Genomic DNA, 15,540 nt, shown 5'->3' on the forward strand with positions numbered 1-15,540 from the left:
ATAATTATGTTCTTACATATAGTTCTAATGTTGACTCAGGCCTGAAGAATACTTTAGCTAACTATATTAATTATGTAGATAGACAAGTTATTGGTTATTTTAATGAGAAAATAAAATTCACAATAGATACGTATAAAAAGACTGCAAATGATGAGTATCAACTTGCCATGCAACAAGCAAAAAATGTACAAAAGGTCAGAATTCAGCAGTTGGAGCATAATATTTTAATAGCCAAAGCCGCTGGGTTACAAAAGCCAGTTGTTAATGCATTTGCTACACAGTCTGTTAATACTGACTTTCCTATTTCATGGGGTTATGATGTATTGAATCGTCAGTTGGAAATTGAAAAGTCAATTACTGATCTAACTACTATTAATGCTGATTTATTAAGAAATAAACTTTATCTTGATAAAATCAATGCATTGCAGCCAATTGTACTTAATACTCAGTCATTTAATTATTTGCAGCTGCCATCTGAACCTGTGCAGCAAGGTGCTGCAAAAAAACAACTATTAGTTATTTTATTTGGCTTTATTGGTTTTGTTAGTTCTATTGGATTTGTCTTGGTCCGTTATTATATTCTAGAACGAAAAAATACATTACTAAAAGAGTCTTGAGAATAATATTTTCTTTAAAATAGCTATAATTAGCGATGGCGTAATTAAGTCATCGCTTTTTTATTATCATCTTTAAACCACCTCATTGAGGTGGTCTTGCATTTCTTCTTCTACAGTACCTCCAATATTAGTACTTCTGTTATTTCTAGCTTTTAACTTGCTCTCTATTTCTGATATATCCCATTCTTTATCTAGCTTTGCCTAGGCAATATTGAAGAATACTATAGTAAAGTTGAATGTGTGACCTAAGTACTTCACCTCACCACCTCTTGATTTTTTGCTAAAGTCGCTAGCTTTCAATTGCTAATCTCTACGATAACTCTCGCCGTGATGTCTGTATACCTAACGCCTTTCTATACTCGTAACCATCAAATTTCCTGAAATATATTTTTATTTGTAAGTTGTCTATATGATTGTTTTTCGAGCAACTAATGTTAGCGTCTAGCATGAAAGCATTGAGGAACAGCGCCATTCTGTGGACAAAATCAGTACAAACTAGTGGTGGGTTTTTCGTATCTATGATTAGTTAATAGTATCAATCAAAGATAATTTTTTAAAATAACCTGTCGTTTTATGAATTGATGGCTAAGCTTTACGTTGAAAATGTCCAAGGATTGGCTGCCGGTAGCCAAGGGCGGTAGCTTTCTTATGGCTAGTTCAGTAACCGAGTAGTATGGTCTTGCCCACGAAAAATTGCCGCCATTAGCTACCAGTGATTTTGTATTCGTTCCTATAGTCACCATTGCAGTGCCTGAAACAATGATCCAATGTTCTGATTGATGATATATCCATCGTGGATTTACCGACATTCATTGTCGTTGCAGCGGCGGCAACGGTGTAGTGCTGAACGAGTACAAGCTGGGCAGCCTCAAGTCGGAACTCTGGGCTAAAATTGCTATTTAGTTGGGGTGTTTATTTATTTTTAATAAATAGAATGTGAATTTTCCCTAAGTATATTTTTTATATTTCTATATGACGTTAGTTATATTATTTCATTCGCTCTATATACCTATAAAAATAAATTGAATTTCCAGCTGTTTTCATAAAATAGTAACAATCTATGCAATGTTAATAATATCAGATTTTAAAGCACCGAAGGGTGTCTGACTGGAGTAAATTAATTTGTTTTTATCTCTTTGGCATCACCGTAGTCTGGTTATTGAACTGACAAAACGTGAGTTTTCCGGTAAATATCGCGGTTCTTTTGGGGGAGTTATTTGGTCTCTTGTACAACCACTATTTATGCTTGCAGTTTACACCATTGCTTTTGGTATGATTCTCAAGGCGAGGTGGGGATTTTCTGGTTCAACTGTGGATTATGCACTAATGCTATTTGCTGGCTTGATTGTTTTTAATTTATTCTCTGAAATTCTTACTAAATCAACGATGCTAATTATCGGGCAGCCCAATTTTGTTAAAAAAGTAGTTTTCCCTTTGGAATTGCTACCTGTCATTACTGTGTTCACTGCATTGGTCCATGCATTTATTGGTATTGTTGTATGGTTGTTGGGATATCAGCTTCTGGTAGGAACACCAAAGCTAACGATATTTTTCGTGCCCTTGATTTTGCTCTGTTTTTTACCAGTTCTATTAGGCGTAGGATGGTTACTTTCATCGATAGGGGTGATTTTCCGTGATATTAGTCAGATAACAGGAATGCTCAATCATGTATTACTTTTTTTAACCCCAATTTTTTTTAGTATTGATGCCGCTCCCCCCATGCTGCAAAAATTTCTGCTGTTAAATCCACTGACATTTATCGTTGAACAATTTCGTCTGGTTTTGTTTTACGGAGAAATACCTATGTTCAAAGGCCTTACTATATATTGTATGTTGGCAACTCTATTTGCCTGGGCCTCGTTTGTGTTGTTCAGTCGTTTGCGCCCTTACTTTGCAAACATGGTGTAAATGATGACCAATGTTGCCATTTCAGTTCGCAATGTCAGTAAATGCTTTCGAGTGTTTGATGATCAACGTTCCCGTTTGCTATACGCCATTTGGCCTAAGTATGTAAAGGGCATGCAAGATGTTTGGGCTCTGAAAGATATTAGTTTTGAGATACAGCGCGGGGAGGCTGTCGCGCTTATTGGTCGTAATGGCGGTGGTAAAAGTACTTTACTTGAGATATTGACGGGGACGCTGACGCCCACTACCGGAGAAGTCCATGTAAATGGTCGCGTCTCAGCTTTATTGGAATTGGGGAGTGGTTTTAATCCCGAATATTCAGGAAGAGATAATGTCATTTTAAATGGCTTACTTTTGGGGCTAAGCAAACAGGAAATAGTAAGTCGTTTTGATGAGATTGAGGCATTTGCTGAGATAGGTGCGGCGATTGAACGGCCAGTCAAGACCTATTCTAGCGGAATGATGATGCGCCTGGCTTTCTCGGTACAAGTTCTCTGTGAGCCGGATGTTCTTATTATTGATGAAGCACTTAGTGTGGGGGATTTTTTCTTTCAACAGAAATGTTTTAGTTATATCCGGGGATTGCGTGCTAAAGGCGTCACGTTACTTTTCGTCTCACATGATATGGGCACGGTTCGGGATTTGTGTAGCCGTGCACTCTATCTGCAACAAGGGCAGATGGTGTGGAATGGGGAGGTCAATGCAGCGATCCAGCGTTATCTTGGTGGGGAGTCGTCGGTGAAAACTTCGTTGATCACAGCGGCAACACTTGATGATGGTATTTCTGCTCATGAACTTACCTCAGAAGCTCCTTGGGGGAAAGCGGCTGTGTGGGAAAGAGTAAGAAGGGCAGATCGGGTTACACAGATTGTGGCCGTTGTTATTGAGGATATTACTGGTAATGCTACTCAGATGGTCCAGATCGGGGAAAGGCTACGTTTGGTAGTGTGGTATCAGGCCAACGAAGAGGAGCCTGTGCATGTTAGCGTTTTACTAAAAAATGCTTACGAGCAATTGGTCAATTGTACCAGTTCGTACACTTTAGGCACTCCAATGTTGGCTAATACAGATTGTAATCTTGCTACTTTTACACTTGATCTTGATATTAATCTTGAAGCAGGACAGTACTCAATCATGGTTAGTTTAGGGTTGATTGGCGATCAACCTAATCAAGGAACAATACTGGATGAAACGCCTTATTTAGGGCCATTGACTGTCCGTTGGGACTACTCGGCGGATATTCCACCTTTTTTGGGGATGTTCGGAATACCCGCTCAGGCTAATTCTCCAGAACTTTACCAAGAGGAAATATAATCATTGTTTGTATTTTAAAAATATGAGAATTACATCCCTCTGATTTTCACAAATAGCAGCATCACCGTTAATGATTACAGCCTGTGGGTTTACTTGTATCTAATGGTCCGCAGTACGATGAAATTGGCCTATTTAGGAATGAGGGCGTTTATTACCACGATTTTTCTATGAAAAAATAAAGGCCAGTGCTTTGAACAGTTATCCAAATATGTATAAATATTATCTGCTATTGTTGCTCTATAATGAGTGTTTAATTATTGGTAGAGAGAAACCAAAAGGTAAATTTAGGGAAATAAAAAATTTTGGGAGGATCTATGGGGGCGGTAAATTTTTCTATTGACCCAATGTTGGTAAATACATTAAAGAGCTCGCTTCCGCTGGATATTTTTGTCGAAACAGGAACTTTTAAAGGGGATACTATTGAGTTAATTAGAGATAAATTTAGTGAGATTTATTCTGTAGAGTTGTCGAATGAATATTATGAAATGGCGGTACAGCGTTTTGCTGATTATGCAAATATAAATTTGGTTCATTCAAACTCTCCTTCGGCTATGCAAAATTGGATGCCGGGGTTAATTAATAAATCAGTACTTTACTTTCTTGATGCACATTGGTGCGCAGCAGAAAATACCGCGAGTATAGCGTCACAGTGCCCTCTGCTAGATGAAATAAATGCAATTGGCAAACTCAATGCCGAAAGTGTTATTGTTATCGACGATGCTCGTTTATTTCTAGCTCCACCATTAATCCCTCATGAAATTTCGCAATGGCCAAGTTTTCATCAGATTATTTCAGCACTTCTTTCAATGAGTTCTAATCATGAATTGATGGTTGTTAATGATGTGATAGTATTCCATCCTAAATATGCCAAAGCAGTGATGCAAAGCTACGCACAAATTAACGGGATAGATTGGCTGATAGCAGCACAAAATATTCATAATGAGTGGATGGAAGAAGCTAAGGAAAAGGAGAATGTAATACAGGATCTTAAGCAGTCCTTATCTGAAAAAGATATTATTATTGAAAGTCAATATAAAGAAATTATTGCTTACCGAACAGCTTATGGTGGCCTAGGCCTGCTACGGCCTTTTGCTCGATTGATTCATCGGCTATACGAAATAGTTCGACCTCGATTAGGTAACCTTAATCAATATGCGCCGCGTGAAGTATATCTTGGGCGGTGGGAAACGAATAAAGTTTTTAATTCTTATCCATCAATTTCGATTGTTACGCCTTCATACAATCAGGCTAGGTTTATCGAGAGAACAATTGTCAGCATACTAGAACAGCAATATCCCAATATAGAGTATTATGTTCAAGACGGTGGTTCGACAGACAGGACTGTAGAAATACTAAAGCAATATCAAGCTAACTTAACTGGATGGGTTTCCGAACCAGACAGCGGGCAGTCACAGGCAATAAATCGAGGTCTGGCTAAAACCAATGGTGAGATCATGGCTTGGCTCAATTCAGATGATTTACTGTTGCCCGGTGCTTTACATACTGTGGCTGACTATTTTATCCGGCATCCTGACATTGATGTTGTATATGGTAACCGCTTATTGATAGATGAGTGCGATAAGGAGATTGGTCGCTGGATCTTGCCGGGACATGATAATGAAGTGTTATCTTGGACCGATTATGTACCACAAGAAACCTTATTTTGGCGACGCAGTATTTGGGAGAAAGCTGGTGGTCAAATTGATGAATCATTCCGTTTTGCCATGGATTGGGATTTACTTGTACGTTTTAGGGATGTTGGTGCCCGCTTTGGGCATGTAGACCAATTTTTGGGGGCATTTAGAATTCACGCATCCCAGAAAACATCTGCTGAAATAAATGAAGTAGGTCATCAGGAAATGGATCGAATTCGCATGCGTATTCTTGGTTCAGTCCCGGATCAGAAAGCGATCCGCAGAGCTATTTTCCCTTATATGATAAAACATATCGTAGCTGATATGAATTACCGGATTAAAACTAGATTAGGAATAAAGACATGAAAATATTGTTATTACGATTATCGATAGCACGTTGTAAAATGTAATTAAGGGAAATAACTATTATGTCTGCCTTTTTGTTTACATTGAGTCTCTTTACCTTCTGGGTGTTGTTAGGGTATGCCATTATTACAGTCTTTACTCCCCGGTTACGTATACTTCAAGGAATATTGATATCGCCAGCTGTCGGTATAGCGACTACCGTATTGGTTGTTTTCTTTATTAATCGGTCTGGCATTCCAGTAAAAGACTTTGGTCAATGGTTACTGCCCTTTCTTGCCTTTTTTTCAATCATCGTATTAGTTATAAAAAAACCGATCATACCATTAAAAAAATTGCTTCCATTTATAGGCATACTACTGGCCGCTCTAATTCTCAATGCTTGGCCGATGTTCAGTTATGGATTCAATTGGGTTAGCTTTGCCAATGATGACATGGCTAATTATGCGCTGGCGGCTCAACGCTTTCTCAATCATGGCTTTTTCGAACAACCAAATTTTGATGATTTACTGGTGGGAAAAGATTATTCCTCAGCCTTTTGGTTTATGCATGTTAGAGGTGGTGTCCGTTCGGGTAGTGAATTGATGCTGGCTGTGGTATGGGCATTCTCAGGTTTAAATGCACATCAGATTTTTATGCCGGTTATTATGGCCTTGCATTTGGTAGTGTTGTCTGTCACTGGTGCCATGGTGTCAGGGTGGGGCTATTCCAGAAGAACTGCTTTAATTGCCATGTCACTGCTAGCTGTTTCACCAATAGCATCGCTTGGTGCTATTTATCAGTTGATTGGCCAAGAAGGAGGCCTGGCTTTGCTGGGGGCAGCTATTACCTTAATGTGCCGACCATACACACTCACACCCGTCGCTAGACGAATCTGGGGTCTGCTCCCTACCGTTTTGGTATTTTCAGGGTTGTTTGTGTGGTATCCAGAGTTGATGCCATTCTTAGGATTGGGATGGTTACTCTATATTTGCTTGTTATTTATCAGGAATAAGAAGAAAACTACAAAAGTCATCGTACCAGCTTTAGTGATTGGTCTCTTCGTACTGATGGTGCTGAATAAATACGCGTTAGCGGCTTTAATGTTTATGTTCGTGCAAGTGACATCGGGTATGACATCGGGTGATTTTAATGGGTTTTCTTTTCCCTATTTTATGGTACCTGGTGGTATTGCGGCGTTCTGGGGATTAATACCGATTACAAGTATCCGTGAACCCTTTCTCTCCATTGCTATTATAAGTGGCTTGTTACTTACCTATTGGTTAGTGTTTCGGGTTATGCCAATGCAGATAAGGCGAGGGATGGCTCCAGTCAGCTTCATGTTGATTATGGTTGTATTGGGGATAATACTGTTCTTTCGCAACAACGATTTTGGTCTTTTTAAAATAACGATGTTTATTCAACCTTTCCTAGTTTGTGTTATAGCTATTGCTATCACAAATTGGAAATTGAGAAAGGTGCCGCGTTTAGTAATTCTCTTCTCAGTAGCTATATTTATTTCCATGCTAGCTTCTAATAACTTCTATCTTAATAAGAGTACTGGAGAAGACTCGGCGGGAGGATTAGTTGAAGTACCTAATGCATCTAAACAAAAGGTATATCAGCAATTACAGAAACTATTCGAATCATTGCCTTCAGAAAATGATAAATATATATCAGGTATAGACAATATTTCATTGGCAAAAATTTTAGTTCTATACTCACAGAGTAATAGTATATTCTTTCCAAGTCGAGACTATTTTGAGCGTATTATAAATACAAAGACAAGTGATATAGAAAATAAAAATGAAGCTGAATATAAAGATAAAAGATTTCGTGAGTATAAAATAGAAATGAATTCTAAAGTTAATCGATTTTCCATACCTGTGGATAGCGAAAATTTATCCTCTCGTTCATTGATTACGACTACAGCGAAACAAAATATTTTCAACGGAATAGAGACTACTGATGGGCATAATTATTTCAAACTAATTACATCCCCCAAGAATTATCTCATCTTCATACATTCAGATCTAGGCAATCACTACTTTTCTCCACCGAACCGTAGAAATGTGGCATTTTATATGTTGGAAAATGATCCTATGTTTCCCGGGCAAAAGTTCTCTGCACTTGGAGAAGATTTATTATTCTTAGTGCTGGGACCGACTAAAAAGCCACGAGCCATGATGGAGTTGACAACTACACTGACAAAGCAATTTGAAAGCGAACTACCAACGCCGCAAGTACAGGGTGTTCCTCTTAAGTTTATCGGGCGTGGGAGTGGCCGAATTTTTTCTGACCCTATTGGGCTTACAGATATTAACGGAATGTCTTTCGTTTCTGTAGATATAGGACGTCAAGGTAAGCAAATGCCAAATTCTCGAAATGGGTTGATGCTGCTATATGGTAGAGGTGTGTCGCTTGATCCTCGTTATATTACGACATTTGGGCGAAATATTTCGCTAATCTCTGAAGAACAATACCAATTGCTGCAATCACCACCAAGTATTACCCATTTCCCGGAAGATCTGGCTAATCCAAATCTGGAGTACTCTGGTATCTATGAAGATGGCTGGATTTCGGAGCGTTCATTTTTCAAATTAAAAAGTGGTAAAGAAACAAGCAAATTTATTGTTCGTGGAGTGATCCCACAGCTCGATAAGGCTGCTGATTTTTCGACTGAACTGATAATTAGTATAAATGGTCAGTTAGTCACACAACGGAAGCTAGGGATAGGGGGATTTTCGGTGGAAATCCCAGCTACTGGTTTAAATAATACCCAGCGTGTTGATCTCGAATTTACAAATTATCTACAACTTCCAGGCGATGATGGCCGTATTACTGCAGGAAAGATTGACTTTATAGGATTTAATTAATATGAACCCTACTCATTTAGCATCTGAATTCACTCCACAAATATCACTAGTTGTCCCAGTTTATAAGGAAGAGGCGAACATTCGCCCCTTTTTACAACGTGCGGAAGCTGTATTTTTGAATATGGGAGTAACCTATGAAATTATATTTTCCTTGGATCCATCACCTGATAAAACAGAAGAAATTATTATTGAGGAAATTAACCGTAATTCAAATATTAAGCTGATGGTATTCTCTCGCCGTTTTGGACAGCCGGCGGCAACCATGGCGGGTATTCTTAGTTGTGTTGGTGAGACCTGTGTAGTGATTGATGTAGATTTGCAGGATCAACCAGAACTGATTGAGAAAATGTTTGCCAAATTACAGGAAGGGTACGAAGTCGTTTGCGCGAAACGGCGTTCCCGTAAGGGGGAAACCCTTATCAAAAGGATAATTGCCCATCTTGGTTATGGGCTAATCAATAAGCTGAGTGATGTGGAGATCCCACGCAATACTGGCGATTTTCGTATCATGACGCGGCGGGTGATTGAAGAATTACGTCGACTGAATGAATGCCATGGCTTTCTACGAGGTTTAGTGGCTTATGTTGGCTTCCGGCAGGCATTTATAGAATATGATCGAGACGAGCGATATGCAGGAAAGGGGAATTATAATCGCTTCACTGGCTCGTTCAAGATTGGACTCAATGGATTGATTAGCTTCAGTTCTAAACCACTATTCGTAATGTCAATCAGTGGTTTTGTGCTTGCTGGTCTAAGCTTTCTTATTGGTGCATGGTATGTTTTTCAAAAACTTGTCGGAATTGATATTACCCCAGGTCTACCAACTACAGTTCTGATTATTAGTTTCTTTGCCGGAGTACAACTATTAGGTCTCGGATTAATTGGCGAGTATGTGGGGCGCATATACGATGAGGTCAAGCGCAGACCAATGTGTATAATTGACCGAAGGATTAATTTTAAAGATGAAAAGTAATGATATGAACGACAATAAATGGCCAAAGTTATTTCCTCCTCTTACTGAGGAGCAACAAAGAATTAGTAATGATTTTATGAAATATTGGCATGATGTATTACCAAAAAAATATGGGTTTGTTGATAGATTTAATCACTCATATCCTGTAAAAACTGCACCAAAGAATTTTTTTCGAACTCTAGAAATTGGTGCAGGGACAGGAGAACATCTCCATTATGAAGAGTTAACCGAAATCCAGGAAGCAAATTATGTAGCGGTTGACATCCGGGAAAATATGGTTTCTGCTTTACGTTCACGTTTTCCGAGAGTTCAGGCAATTGAAGGTGACTGTCAAAAAGAGATGAATTTTGAGGATGGTTATTTTGATCGAATCCTTGCAATCCATGTGCTTGAGCATTTACCTAATTTACCTGCTGCAACTAAAGAGATGTATCGGCTTTGTAATAAAGATAAGGGGGTGTTGTCAGTTGTTATTCCCTGTGAGGGAAGTATGGCTTATTCGCTTGCGCGAAAAATTTCGGCACAGAGAATATTTGAACGGCGTTATAAGCAAAGTTATAAATGGTTCATCGAAAGAGAACATATTAATCTTCCATATGAAATTCTTGAAGAGCTTTCACCATATTTTTCACTGTCATCTTCAACCTACTTTCCTATACCGATAAAATTTGAGTTTTGTAATCTTTGTATTGCGGCAACATTTAAACCTAATTGATTTTTATATATGTGGGTGGGCTTTCGATTCTATTGATATGCTAATTTTCACTTCAGGATTGTATGAAAAAAGCAAATAAATCCATTATTGATTTATGTGGTCATGTTCATTTTTTTTCTAAATTTCTCTTGGTCGGTGGAATGACCATGGCTATATACTTTCTATTTATATGGGTTATGAAAACATTTATTGGACTATCTTATCTTTTTACAGTAAGTTTAGCCTATTTTATCTCAGTATTATTTCATTTTTTTGCAAATAAGTATTTTACGTTTTCAATATCTACATTAGGGGAGAGTAAGGCTATTATTGTTCGGTATCTGTTTTTATTAATTCTTAATTATTTTATTACAATATCTATTGTTGGTTTTTGTGTTGATGTGCTTTATTTTTCAACTTATATTTCAGTCTGTATTTCAGCCGTTTTTACGATGTGCACTGGATATTTATTAGCAAGATACTGGGTCTTCAAAAATTAAGAAGGAAATACTATGAGTTATATAATAGTAACTGGATGCTCTGGTTTCATTGGTAGTAACTTAGTTGATAGGTTATTGATTGATGGTCATAAGGTTCTTGGAATAGATAATTTTAGCACAGGACTGCGTCGCTTTCTTAGTAGTGCTTTGAGAAACTCTAATTTCAATTTAATCGAAGCTGATCTCTTGGATCTTGATTCGATAATACAGGCATTTATAGGTGCTGATATGGTATTCCATCTTGCAGCTAATGCTGATGTTAGATTTGGAACACTGCATCCACGTAAGGATCTGGAGCAGAATACTATCGTTACTTACAATGTTCTGGAAGCAATGCGTGCCAATGGAATTAATAAAATTGCATTTTCTTCGACGGGTTCTGTTTACGGCGAAGCCTCTGTGCCTACTCCCGAAAATGGACCATTTCCTATTCAAACTTCCCTATATGGAGCTTCCAAGGTTGCTGGTGAAGGCTTAATTTCGGCATATTGTGAAGGCTTTGGATTTAAGGCATTTATATTTCGTTTTGTTTCAATTTTGGGTGAGCGTTATACACACGGGCATATATTTGATTTCTATAAAAAATTAAAAACAGATCCTACACGTCTTCCTGTATTAGGGAATGGTAAGCAGCGCAAGTCCTATCTTTATGTACAAGACTGTATTGATGCCATGCTATTTGCTGTAAATAACGCATCAGACAAAGTCAATATTTTCAACCTTGGGGTTGACGGATATTGTGAGGTGAATGACTCTATTGGTTGGATTTGCGAGGAACTGGGTGTTCATCCTCACCTAGAATATTCGGGAGGGGACAGAGGCTGGATTGGGGATAATCCGTTTATTTTCTTAGACACTACGAGGATTCGTACTCTGGGTTGGCAGCCAAAGTTTGATATTCGAGACGGCGTTATCAAAACTGTACAGTATCTTCGTGAGAATGAGTGGGTATTTGAATCAAGAGGATGAGATGACTAAAAAATATACATGCAAAGTTTGTGATGCAATAGCCATTCCCATTGGTTCGCAAAATGGCAACTTAGACGGAAGAACATATGAATTTGCACAATGTAATAATTGTCATTTCTCTTTTGTTATAAATTTCCGCGAAGATTATGCTGAAATATATAATGAAAATTATTATGCTGGCAGAGGCGCTGACCCAATGGTGGATTATATAAATGAATATAAAAATTCATCAATTACGATAAGAAACTATGAATGGCAGGGGATCGTTAAAATTTACCAGGAATTTTGTCCAGAGAATTCTAAATGGCTTGATTTTGGATGTGGTTCAGGAGGGTTAGTCAGGTATGTTAAAAAACAAGGAATAGATATTGTTGGATTCGATGAAGGATGGGCAGCATCATTAGGGCGGGAGGGGGGAACACAAATACTTACTGCTTCTGAATTGATACAGCATAATGGAACGTTCGATTTTTGCAGTGCTATTGAAGTATTTGAACATATACCTAACCCACTAGAAGCCTTTAGGCAAATTAGACGTATATTAAAACCAGGCGGGATATTATTTCTGACAACTGGGAATGCTCAGCCTTGGCGTTCAAAATTATTAAACTGGAGCTATGCAAGTTGTCCTGATGTTAATGTCTCTTTTTATGAGCCGGAAACATTGGAGTTTTGTATGAGAAAAACTGGATTTTTACCGAAGAAAATAGATAATTTTAATCAGTACTCGGATATTATTAAATATAAGATTTTAAAAAACACCGGATTCCAGAATAAAAGTTTTCTAATTGATATGTTGCCTTGGAGAATAATTTCAAAATTGGTCGATTTGCGTTATCAAGTTTCGGCCCAGCCTTATGGAGTCGCAATATAATTATGGGGAAATTAGCAGTAATCACTGGCGCTACTGGTGGGCTAGGTCGCGAGTTAACTCGTAAATTTTGGGATGCTGGATACAACTTGATTTTAGTTTCAAGGCAAGCTGATAAATTAGAATATTTATCACAAGCTCTGGCTAATAAAATTAATCAATCAGTACATTGTATAGAAACTGATTTATCCAGCCTTTCACAGGTATCTTTATTATCAGACTGTTTAACTGAAAAAAAACCTACTGTATTGATAAATAATGCAGCTATTCAAGGCCCCATAGGACCATCGTGGGAAAACGATTCCGCTGAGATTCAATCTACGATTCAAGTGAATTTATTAGCCCCAATTGAGTTATGTCGAGCTGTAGTGCCTGGGATGATAACTAATGGCGGTGGTGCAATCATTAATATATCGGGGGGAGGCGCTACTGCACCTCGAGCTAATTTTACCTCATATGCAACTGCTAAAGCCGGGTTAATAAGATATAGCGAAACGTTGGCAGAAGAAACCGCGGTATATGGCATTAAAATTAATTGTATCGCACCAGGCGTAATGAAAACGAGCATGTTGAGCGAAATACTGAAATGTGGCGCTAATGTTGCTGGTGAACGCGAATTCACCATGGCTAATAAGGTATTTGCCGAAGGTGGTGTATCTATGGAGTTGGCTGCAGAGCTAGCTTTATTTTTAGCCAGTGAAGAGAGTAATGGTGTAAGCGGGAAATTGGTCAGCGCTGTGTGGGACGACTGGACCCACTGGGCAGAACATCTAGAGGAGTTGTCATCTAGCGATGTTTATACTTTGCGACGTATTACTGGTCGAGATCGCGGTTTTTTATGGGGTGACAAATGACTGAAAGTAGACAGGTATTTGGCGTTGGCATAATTGGCTGTGGGCTGATTGGTAAGAAAAGGGCCAAAGCATTGGGCCAAGTAGGAAAACTTTTGGCATGTGCTGATCTTGATGTGAGTCGAGCAGAGAGCTTGGCGAATAGCTATGGCGCCAGAGTATTCCATGATTGGCGAGAGCTAGTGTTATACCCGGGAGTTGAGGTAGTGATTGTTGCAACACTCCACGACTCTCTGGCAGAAATCACGTGTGTCGCAATAGAAGCAGGAAAGCATGTATTGGTTGAGAAGCCTGCAGCAAGAACGGTAGCTGAATTGATGCCTGTGATGGCGGCGGCGGCAAAGTCCGATGTAAAAATTCATGTAGGATTTAATCATCGTTATCATCGTTCTTTACGTAAAGCTAGAGAAATTGTGGATAGCGGTGTACTTGGTGAGTTGATGTTCATTCGTGCTCGATATGGACACGGTGGACGTGTTGGATATGACAAAGAATGGCGCGCAGTACCTAAATTATCTGGTGGGGGGGAGTTGATTGATCAAGGACCGCACTTGATTGACCTCTCTCGCTGGTTTCTAGGTGATTTTACAGAGGCTCATGGTTTTGCACATACATATTACTGGGATATGCCAGTTGATGATAACGGATTCATGATGCTCAAGACCGACCAGAAACAAACTGCGTTTCTGCATGTTTCATGTACTGAATGGAAGAACATGTTTTCACTGGAAATCTACGGCAAGTTCGGAAAATTGGATTTGTCCGGATTAGGTGGTAGCTACGGTGTGGAAAAAATCATCTGGTACAAAATGTTACCTGAAATGGGGCCACCGGAAACCGTGTCGTGGGAGTTTCCTATGGAGGATGATTCATGGGCAGTAGAGCTTGCTGAATTTTTTGATGATATCCGATTGGATCGCCAACCTAGAGCGGGATTGTATGAGGCACAGGCAGTATTAACGATAGTAGAATCAATCTATAAGGAGTCTGGCTATGATAATGGCGCGTAGTCCATTGCGTATTACCTTGGGGGGTGGTGGAACAGATCTACCCTCTTATTATCGTGAGCATGAAGGTTTTTTGATTTCAGCAGCAATAGATAAATATGTATACGTGACAGTTATGAGGCCCTTTACGGAAGGTATTTACCTCAAGTATTCACAACTGGAACACATTAAAAATATCACTGAAGTCAAGCATCCTATCATCAAAGAAGCCTTACAGATACTGGAGTTTAGAACCCCGCAGGTTGAGATTACTACACTAGCTGATATTCCGGCTGGGACCGGATTAGGATCTTCGGGAAGTTTTACAACAGCATTACTGAAAGCACTCTATACCCACCGTAAACGTCACCTCCATCAAGAAGAATTAGCCGAGTTAGCTTGCCATATCGAGATTGATCGTTTAGGTGAGCCAATAGGTAAGCAAGATCAATATATTGCAGCCGTCGGTGGTGTTACCTGCTTTACCTTTCATAAGAACGACTCAGTAACTGCTTCTCCTTTGGGGGTATCCATGGACACCATGTTTAACCTAGAAGACAACCTACTACTGTTCTTTACGGGATTCTCCCGAAGCGCGAGTGGCATCCTGAAAGACCAAAATGTTAAATCGCAGCAAAACGATGTAGAAATGCTTAATAATTTGCATTATGTAAAGGAGTTGGGCTATCGCAGCCGAGATGCTTTGGTACAGGGAAGGTTAGAACTTTTTGGTGAACTCATGCATGAGCACTGGGAACATAAGAAACGGCGTTCAGGTGGTATGAGCAACCCACAAATTAATGAGTGGTACGAATTGGGCATGAGGAATGGTGCTGTGGGCGGTAAGTTAGTTGGTGCTGGTGGTGGAGGGTTTCTGATGTTTATGGCACATGATCGTAGCAAGTTACGTGAAGCTATGGCAACGGCAGGTTTGGAAGAGGTGCGCTTCAAGTTTGATTTTGAAGGTACGAAAGTTGTGATGTCTCATTGATATATTGAACGCGAGGC

The 15,540-nt window shown here is 39.1% G+C and carries 13 protein-coding genes and 1 pseudogene; 13 read left to right on the plus strand and 1 reads right to left on the minus strand.

Going from position 1 to position 15,540, the window contains the following annotated elements:
* Positions 1-617, plus strand: a pseudogene (locus FTA96_RS23230) (Wzz/FepE/Etk N-terminal domain-containing protein); the annotation flags it as partial.
* Positions 618-1,156: 539 nt separating this feature from the next.
* Here the strand turns inward: FTA96_RS23230 and FTA96_RS23745 are convergent.
* Positions 1,157-1,426: a hypothetical protein gene (locus tag FTA96_RS23745; protein WP_145573385.1), complete on the minus strand. Its 270-nt coding sequence runs from the start codon at positions 1,424-1,426 to the stop codon at positions 1,157-1,159.
* Between the two features lie 313 nt (positions 1,427-1,739).
* Here FTA96_RS23745 and FTA96_RS06315 point away from each other — a divergent pair, with 313 nt between their 5' ends.
* The 12 genes from FTA96_RS06315 (at position 1,740) to FTA96_RS06370 (ending at position 15,523) form a co-directional block, all read left to right on the plus strand.
* Positions 1,740-2,525: an ABC transporter permease gene (locus FTA96_RS06315; RefSeq protein WP_145573387.1), complete on the plus strand. Its 786-nt coding sequence runs from the start codon at positions 1,740-1,742 to the stop codon at positions 2,523-2,525.
* Entirely contained in the window at positions 2,526-3,836 is a 1,311-nt protein-coding gene (locus tag FTA96_RS06320; RefSeq protein ID WP_222424307.1) for an ABC transporter ATP-binding protein, read from the plus strand.
* Positions 3,837-4,150: 314 nt separating this feature from the next.
* Positions 4,151-5,836, plus strand: coding sequence for a glycosyltransferase family 2 protein (locus FTA96_RS06325; protein ID WP_145573389.1), 1,686 nt, complete (start codon positions 4,151-4,153; stop codon positions 5,834-5,836).
* A 62-nt stretch (positions 5,837-5,898) separates the two neighbouring features.
* Positions 5,899-8,688: a DUF2339 domain-containing protein gene (locus FTA96_RS06330; RefSeq protein ID WP_145573390.1), complete on the plus strand. Its 2,790-nt coding sequence runs from the start codon at positions 5,899-5,901 to the stop codon at positions 8,686-8,688.
* A 1-nt stretch (position 8,689) separates the two neighbouring features.
* Positions 8,690-9,661, plus strand: coding sequence for a glycosyltransferase family 2 protein (locus tag FTA96_RS06335; protein ID WP_145573392.1), 972 nt, complete (start codon positions 8,690-8,692; stop codon positions 9,659-9,661).
* The gene (locus FTA96_RS06340) at positions 9,651-10,376 is read left to right on the plus strand and encodes a class I SAM-dependent methyltransferase (RefSeq protein ID WP_222424308.1); all 726 of its coding nucleotides are present in this window, start codon (positions 9,651-9,653) and stop codon (positions 10,374-10,376) included. The genes FTA96_RS06335 and FTA96_RS06340 overlap by 11 nt, the downstream gene beginning before the upstream one ends.
* Before the next feature lie 62 nt (positions 10,377-10,438).
* Complete coding sequence (locus FTA96_RS23750; RefSeq protein WP_145573394.1) at positions 10,439-10,855, plus strand: GtrA family protein; 417 nt, start codon at positions 10,439-10,441, stop codon at positions 10,853-10,855.
* Between the two features lie 12 nt (positions 10,856-10,867).
* On the plus strand, positions 10,868-11,824 hold the full coding sequence (locus FTA96_RS06350) for an NAD-dependent epimerase/dehydratase family protein (protein WP_145573396.1): 957 nt from the start codon (positions 10,868-10,870) through the stop codon (positions 11,822-11,824).
* Between the two features lies 1 nt (position 11,825).
* On the plus strand, positions 11,826-12,698 hold the full coding sequence (locus FTA96_RS06355) for a class I SAM-dependent methyltransferase (RefSeq protein ID WP_186372858.1): 873 nt from the start codon (positions 11,826-11,828) through the stop codon (positions 12,696-12,698).
* Positions 12,699-12,700: 2 nt separating this feature from the next.
* On the plus strand, positions 12,701-13,549 hold the full coding sequence (locus tag FTA96_RS06360) for an SDR family NAD(P)-dependent oxidoreductase (RefSeq protein WP_145573400.1): 849 nt from the start codon (positions 12,701-12,703) through the stop codon (positions 13,547-13,549).
* Positions 13,546-14,556 (plus strand): Gfo/Idh/MocA family protein, encoded by a 1,011-nt coding sequence (locus FTA96_RS06365; RefSeq protein WP_145573401.1) that lies wholly within the window; start codon positions 13,546-13,548, stop codon positions 14,554-14,556. Before FTA96_RS06360 ends, FTA96_RS06365 begins: the two co-directional genes overlap by 4 nt.
* Positions 14,540-15,523 carry a GHMP family kinase ATP-binding protein gene (locus tag FTA96_RS06370; protein ID WP_145573403.1) on the plus strand — a complete coding sequence of 328 codons (984 nt, stop codon included), beginning with the start codon at positions 14,540-14,542 and terminating at the stop codon, positions 15,521-15,523. The genes FTA96_RS06365 and FTA96_RS06370 overlap by 17 nt, the downstream gene beginning before the upstream one ends.
* Positions 15,524-15,540 lie beyond the last annotated feature (17 nt).

The sequence above is a fragment of the Yersinia alsatica genome (assembly GCF_902170305.1).
Lineage (GTDB): Bacteria > Pseudomonadota > Gammaproteobacteria > Enterobacterales > Enterobacteriaceae > Yersinia > Yersinia alsatica.